Here is a 7212-nt window from a genome sequence, read left to right as displayed (position 1 = left end):
AGTCACGTTGCAAGAACGGGCCCAGCGGCTTGAGCTGTGATAAGAAATCGAGACTGTTTTAATAAATAGGAATTGCAATTGGTATTCGATGGACGCCATAAAAAGATAACGTACAAGTGAGTGACACAATCGGAGCTCAAAAAAGAACAAATGCCCGTTCAATAGAATCAACCTTTTTAGATTAAAAGTTGAAATCGACAGAATAAACCAAGTTTTATAAATCAGGATATAAAGCCTGTAAAACGTACATAAGCTATATGACTGTTGCACTTTTTATTCCTTGTTATGTTAATCAGTTTTACCCTGAAGCAGCAAAAGCCACATTGCAGTTGCTGAAAAAATTAGGGGTAAATGTTGTCTATCCGCCGAAGCAAACCTGTTGCGGACAGCCAATGGCCAACTCTGGATTCGAACATCTTTCCCAAGGTTGTAATGATCTTTTTATAGACAATTTTTCCGGATTTGATTATATCGTTGCTCCGTCGGCAAGTTGCGTTTTGCATGTGAAGGATCATCTTCATTCGGATAAAGATGAAAAGCAGGCTGAAAACATTAGAACCAGGGTGTATGAATTGGTAGAATTTCTTACAGACATTCTTAAAGTTGAAAAGCTGGATGCTGTGTTCCCGCACAAAGTTGGAATTCATCATAGTTGCCACGGATTGCGAGGCCTTCATCTGGCACAAATGAGCGAATTGAATGCAGCTCCATATTCTAAGCCGCAAAAATTATTAGACATGGTGCAGGGTCTTGAAACGGTGAAGCTTGACCGGGCAGATGAATGCTGCGGCTTCGGTGGAACTTTTTGCGTTGCAGAAGAGGCCGTATCAGTAAAGATGGGAAAAGACAGGGTTACGGATCATACAAAGAATGGCGCTGAATACATTACCTCGTCAGACCTCTCTTGCCTCATGCACCTTGAAGGAATTCTACACAGAAATAAGAGTGCAGTTAAAGTAGTACACATCGCCGAAATTTTAAACGCTACAGTATGAAGCAAAACGGATTAAAAGATCATGCAGCCTTAGCAGAAGAATTTATAAAAGACGAAGAGCACGTAAACTGGCACGATGGTGCGCTATGGTATATCAGGGAGAAACGCGACATCGCCTCGAAGCAGATTCCTGAATGGGAGCAGCTACGTGAAACCGCCTCTGCGATTAAAAGCAATGTAATTTCAAACCTGCACGATTACCTTGTTCAGTTTGAAGCAAACCTTAAAAAAAATGGTGTCATCGTTCATTGGGCAGCAGATGCCGAAGAGCACAACCAGATTGTGTATTCAATTTTGAAGGCGAAAGAGATAAAGCAGATGGTAAAGAGTAAGTCGATGCTTACTGAAGAATGCCAGCTAAATGAATACCTCGAAGAACGTGGGATCGAAGTCGTAAATTCAGACTTGGGCGAATACATACAACAGATAGACAATGAGCCCCCAAGCCATATTGTGTTGCCATGTATTCACAAGCGAAAGGAAGAAATTGGCGAGCTTTTTCACGAACACCTTGGGACAGAAAAAGGCTTGTCTGATCCGACATTACTTACAAGGGTTGCACGAAAACATTTGCGAAATGTATTTGTAAGCCGACGTGCTGCATTAACCGGGGTAAACTTTGCAGTGGCAGAAACCGGCGAATTTGTGGTGTGTACCAACGAAGGAAACGCAGATATGGGGGCACATTTATCAGAAGTGCAAATTGCGTCGATGGGCCTTGAAAAAATAGTTCCTCAAAAAAAGCATTTAGGTGTTTTTTTAAGATTGCTTGCCCGTAGTGCAACTGGTCAGCCGATTACCATTTATTCAAGTCATTACAAGAAACCGCGCAAGGGTCAGGAAATGCATTTGATTTTGGTCGACGCAGGAAGAACGCGACAGTTGGGTCGTCCTGATTTTAGAGACTCTCTCAAATGCATCAAATGCGGTGCATGCATGAATACTTGCCCTGTCTACCGTAAAAGTGGTGGCCTCAGTTATCACAATACGATTTCGGGCCCTATCGGCGCTATCCTCGCTCCGAACCTCGATATGAAAAAGCATGCTGATCTTCCATATGCCTCTACGCTTTGCGGTTCGTGCTCCAATGTTTGTCCGGTAAAAATAAATATTCACGAACAGTTATATAAATGGCGGCAGGTGATTGTAAAGGAAGGCTATGCAGCCAATACAAAAGCCCTAGGCATGAAAGCTATGGCGTGGACCTTATCTTCTCCCGGAACATTTACAACTGCGGGTAAGGCGGGCCGCTGGTTCTTACACAACATTCCGTTTGTCGTTAATAATAAGTTCAACCCATGGTATAAACAACGTGAGATGCCAGAGGGGCAAAAGGAGTCGTTTGGTGAATGGTATGAGAAGAATGAGAAGCCCCGGCCCTAAAGGGAGAAGAGAGAATTAGGCGATTGCGACTTTGGAAGTTATGAGATATTAAAGGGAAACTTTTTTGCTAACCAACCAATTGAACTCTATTTAACATCGTTGCGTCGCACACTTATACAATATTACTTGCTTAAACAGATCGGACCACCTTCGCACCTATTATGAACACAAGAGAAAAAATACTGGAAGCAGTTTTAAAAAATCAACCTCCAACAACCCCTCTTCCAGACATTAGTATGTTTAAGGGAGACCAAAACAATTTAGCCGAGCAATACATGAAGGTGTTTAAAACCATCGGTGGTTCTGCGTATCATGTGGATGACATAGCTGCTGCTAGAAATCTGATTAAAGAACATTTTGATACTACTAAACGGGTAGTAACAACATTGGCAGAAATGACAGAGATGGCCGAACATCTGTCTCCTGATATCGATCCTCATTCTTACGAAAACATTGAGCTTGCAATCATCAGGGCTCATTTCGGTGTGGCTGAAAATGGCGCTGTTTGGCTTACGGAAGAATTGATGGGACAACGAATTATTCCTTATATCTGTCAGCATCTTGCCGTAGTTATCTCTGAAGATAGTATTGTTCCGACCCTACATGAAGCGTATGAAAAAATCGGTGCCGGAGATTACGGCTTCGGCGGATTTATTGCCGGCCCTTCTAAAACAGCAGATATCGAACAAGCTCTTGTATTGGGTGCACACGGCCCACTCACTATGACGGTATTTATAGTGCGGTAGCAGTTGTCCCGGCAAGGCTTTTGGAAGGTTTGGAACTTTTAACAAGGGTTTTAGTGAAAAGAAAAAAGTATATTTAAATGTTCCAAACCTCGGGTATGAGAATACTACTTTTTACCATCGCAATTCTCGTCCTGCACTCCACTTCAGCACAGAAAAAAATCTTAATTGTTCGGGCAGGCGAAGTACCTTCTGAAGTGCTGCCGCCAGAAGCGATCTATGTTTTCCCAACCTTCAAACCGGGAGCAGTATATATGAGAGACGGCTCTATTTCAACAACAAAACTTAACTATAATATTTTGGTGAACGAAATGCATTTTATCGGGGACAAAGGCGATACACTTGCCATCGCTTTCCCTGAAACCATTAAAAACATCCGTATCGACACAACACTTTTTTTCTACGAAAAGAACTATTTGCAAGTGGTTTACCAGGTTGACTCTTTTAAGATTGCAATCAAGCAAGTGTTCCTGCAATTACCGTATAGAACTCGTGGCGGCTATGATGCACCTTTGGGGGCCGGGTCTATTACGACCTTTGGCACCATTAGTTCCAGCGGAGCAAATGCTAAACTGCAGGTAAAGAAAGACGTGCGAATGGAGAAAGAGATCTCTTATTTTATTAGCGACAAATTCAATCATTTTTTCAAAGCAGATAAAAAAGCCTTTCTAAACATTTTTTCCCTTAAGAAAAATAGCATCGAAATTTATTTAAAGCAGAACAACGTAGATTATTCAAAAGAGAATGATTTGGAAGAGTTGTTGAGATTTTGTGTAACAGCTAATTGATTCTTCGTGCGGGTTTCATTCTTTGATAACATTATTCCTCCCTTTTTCCAATCACGTTAAACAGCCTTCGCACCGTTAAAAGTATTTTTACAACAACAGATCAGCCATGACAAACAACATTACAATTAATCTGGGACTACTTGAATCTTATAGCGATGTGTATACGGCTGAAGTACTTGCAGCTCTTTCTGCACTGGCGCATTTCAACAAGGAGATCAAACAAGCGATGACTGCACGTATACAGCGAAGAGCAGAACGGCGACAACAAAAAAAGAGAATAGCTTTTTTAGATCCGGAAAGTTTTATACCACGAACAAATATAAAGGTGCAGGATGCGCGGGATGGAAAGTTCGAAGGGGCCATTATTCCTCCTGATCTGCAGAGGCAATGGATCCAGGGAACGGGCCCAGCAGCAAAGCCGAATGCACCTGTTGAAAGCAGTATTCGCAATGTAGCTTACGCCTTACTTTCCGGTGCTGATGGATGGATGTTCGATGCTGAAGACGCTTTAGGACAAGTGCAAACAATGTCATTAGACAATCAACGGAATTTGAAATTAGCAATCAGTAAAGATCCGATCTTTCTGCAGGTCGCAGAAGTTGTTGCGGCAGAGATGAACAGGTGGTCAATGAGTTTTTTTGGACAAAGCATTGTCACAGATTGGAGAGAGCAACTTCGCTTTACTACAAAAATATTTCGTGCCCGCGGCCTTCATCTCGATGACCGCCATATGTTGGATGCAGATGGGGTAGCGATGGCGGCCTCTATTGTGGACATGACTTTGTATGTGGTGAATAATTACCAGGCGCTGCAAAATGGAGGTTCTTCAATTGTCTTGTATCTACCTAAGATTCAAACGGCGGGTGAAGCTGCGCTTTGGAATGATATGCTTACGGCTCTTGAAGATCATCTTGGTCTGAATGCCGGAACAATTAAAGTTTATGTACTTGTCGAGCAGCTTGAAGCAACCCATCAGTTAATGGAAATTCGCGCAGCGCTGGGAAAGCATTTTGTCGGTTATAACACCGGACGCTGGGATTATATAAATAGCGTTGCCGACGCTATGGCGTGGGATACAACTTTTATAAATCCCGATATTGAAGCTATAACCATGACCTATGGTTATATGCGCATTTATGAAGATCGTGTTCGTCGTGCAGTAAACACACCTGATCTTAATGGCAACTTTGCACTATGGCAAGGTGGAATGGAGCCAAACATTCCTGTAGGTTCTGAGCAAGGTGTAACTGCAAGTATGAAAAAGGCAGTAGCAGGCGCAGAGCGTGAGCAACGGGAAGGTGCCAGCGGTAAGTGGGTAGCTCATTGGAAAATGGTAAACATTGTAAGACCAGTTTGGGAGAAAGTCGGTCAACCTAATCAACTAGGAAGAGAATTTCCACGATTAACTTATACGCAGCAAGATGCAGATCGACTTATCCTAATTGAACCAGCACCTACAACTATCCGCGGTGCACGAAACCTGTTGAGTGTTGCCATCCAATACGGAAACGCCTTTGGCCAGGGTATGCAGGCAGCGGCTTTAAAACCAGCAGACTTTTTTGGCAATGACGATATTCTATACTTGATGGAGGATATGGCAACCGGCGAAATCAGGTTAAGCATTCTATGGGAATGGGTACACAAAGGAGCACGGCTTTCTGACGATGACGTTCAAACCGGAACTAAAGCTGGAGACATTTTTTCAATGGAATTATTTGAAAGGCTGTTAGAAGAAGAGTATGAAAAATTGTTGCAAGCTGGCAATAAGGATGTATTCGACACTTCCAAAACCACCACCCTTCCAATAGCAAGGGAGATAGCCGTTGCATATATACATAGCGAAGAAAAGCTTCCCTGGTTTATTGATTTACTAAATATCAACCTAAATAATACAAACCTGGAAGTAGCTAAAGAGCGTATCAATTTATATATAGAAACGTTTAAAAAAGACGGCAAGCGCATAACAGAGAATTTGGATACAGTTAAACAATAGCCCGTTGTCTGATTTGGGTTAAGACAAACACAATGTACTTTCACCTTGCAGTATCAACGCCTCTTATTCAAATTTTAAGAATTACTCATTTTGCTAAAACAGCTTCGAAAAGCTTTGAAGTATTCCGACTACACCCATGTAAAGCATAAAAAATACAATTAACCACCCCACTGCTTGCATCCAAATTGGATGCTTATAGGTGCCTACAATTTTTGCTTTTGTTGATGCAATAAGGATGACGGATAATGCTACAGGTAAGATTAATCCATTTACGGCTCCTGCAACGATTAGTAACGCGACGGGATTGCCCAGAGCAACGAAAATAAGTGATGACGCAATAATGAAAAGTGAAATAATAACTCGCTGATTTTTGTCAATAGCGGGATGTAGCGTTTTAAAAAAAGTGACGGATGTATAAGAAGCTCCAACAACTGAGGTGATGGCAGCACACCACATTACAAAACCAAAGAATTTATAGCCAAGGTCACCAGCCGCAATTTGAAAAACTGAACCTGCAGGATTATTGCTGCTTAGTTGACCTCCGTGCGACACTACACCAAGCGCTGCAAAGAATAATACAAACCTCATGACTGATGTGATCAGTATTCCCGTAACGGAACTTCTTGTCACTTGCGGCAAAGAAGCCTGACCGGAGATACCAGCATCCAACAGGCGGTGAGCGCCAGCAAAAGAAATATAGCCGCCAACAGTTCCACCTACCAACGTGATGATTTTAAGCATGTCAATCTTATCTGGCCAAACGGTCCTATACAATGCTTCCGCAACAGGTGGTCGTGATACAAAAGCAATGTAAACCGTCAAAGCAATCATCAATATTCCAAGCACTTTGGTAAAACTATCCATCAGTTGCCCGGCCTCCTTATACCAGAATATTCCTAACGCTATTACGCAACTTACAATAGCGCCGCTAGTGGTAGGGAGGTTAGTAAGTGCATTGATACCCAGACCACAGCCTGCAATATTTCCAATGTTAAATACAAGTCCGCCAAAGCCAATTAACGCTGCCAATGCAACCCCTAAACCCGGAAATACTTTATTTGCAACCTCCTGAGCACGATGGTTGCTTACTGTTATCACCCGCCAAATGTTTACTTGCGCACCGATGTCAAGCAATAAAGAAATTAAGATGACAAATCCGAAGCTGGCTAAAAGGTCAGCCGTAAACTTTGACGTTTGCGTTAAAAACCCGGGGCCGATAGCTGAGGTAGCCATGAGAAAAGCAGCACCTAATATTGCGGAGTTTTTTTTCATGTAAGCTTGGTAATGGTTGCTTTAACAAAAATGGGAAAA

The 7212-nt window shown here is 42.4% G+C and carries 6 protein-coding genes; 5 read left to right on the top strand and 1 reads right to left on the bottom strand.

Annotation, left to right across the window (positions count from 1 at the left end):
- The first annotated feature begins 257 nt into the window (after window positions 1–257).
- The 5 genes from SAE01_RS20180 (at window position 258) to SAE01_RS20160 (ending at window position 5901) form a co-directional block, all read left to right on the top strand.
- A complete protein-coding gene (locus SAE01_RS20180; RefSeq protein WP_147205615.1) occupies window positions 258–995 on the top strand; it encodes a (Fe-S)-binding protein in 738 nt (245 codons plus the stop codon).
- The gene (locus tag SAE01_RS20175; RefSeq protein ID WP_147205614.1) at window positions 992–2377 is read left to right on the top strand and encodes a lactate utilization protein B; all 1386 of its coding nucleotides are present in this window, start codon (window positions 992–994) and stop codon (window positions 2375–2377) included. Before SAE01_RS20180 ends, SAE01_RS20175 begins: the two co-directional genes overlap by 4 nt.
- A gap of 161 nt (window positions 2378–2538) precedes the next feature.
- The gene (locus tag SAE01_RS20170) at window positions 2539–3123 is read left to right on the top strand and encodes a LutC/YkgG family protein (protein ID WP_147205613.1); all 585 of its coding nucleotides are present in this window, start codon (window positions 2539–2541) and stop codon (window positions 3121–3123) included.
- Window positions 3124–3218: 95 nt separating this feature from the next.
- Complete coding sequence (locus SAE01_RS20165; protein ID WP_147205612.1) at window positions 3219–3908, top strand: hypothetical protein; 690 nt, start codon at window positions 3219–3221, stop codon at window positions 3906–3908.
- 106 nt (window positions 3909–4014) lie between these two features.
- Window positions 4015–5901: an aldolase/citrate lyase/malate synthase family protein gene (locus SAE01_RS20160; RefSeq protein WP_147205611.1), complete on the top strand. Its 1887-nt coding sequence runs from the start codon at window positions 4015–4017 to the stop codon at window positions 5899–5901.
- A gap of 93 nt (window positions 5902–5994) precedes the next feature.
- On the opposite strand, the gene SAE01_RS20155 is transcribed toward SAE01_RS20160, so the two are convergent.
- The gene (locus SAE01_RS20155) at window positions 5995–7173 is read right to left on the bottom strand and encodes an NRAMP family divalent metal transporter (RefSeq protein ID WP_147205610.1); all 1179 of its coding nucleotides are present in this window, start codon (window positions 7171–7173) and stop codon (window positions 5995–5997) included.
- Window positions 7174–7212: the final 39 nt, after the last annotated feature.

The organism is Segetibacter aerophilus, from assembly GCF_007991655.1.
Taxonomy (GTDB): Bacteria; Bacteroidota; Bacteroidia; order Chitinophagales; family Chitinophagaceae; genus Segetibacter; species Segetibacter aerophilus.
The sequence above is the reverse complement of the archived record's forward strand: the minus strand, read 5'-3'. Positions and strand labels throughout refer to the sequence as shown.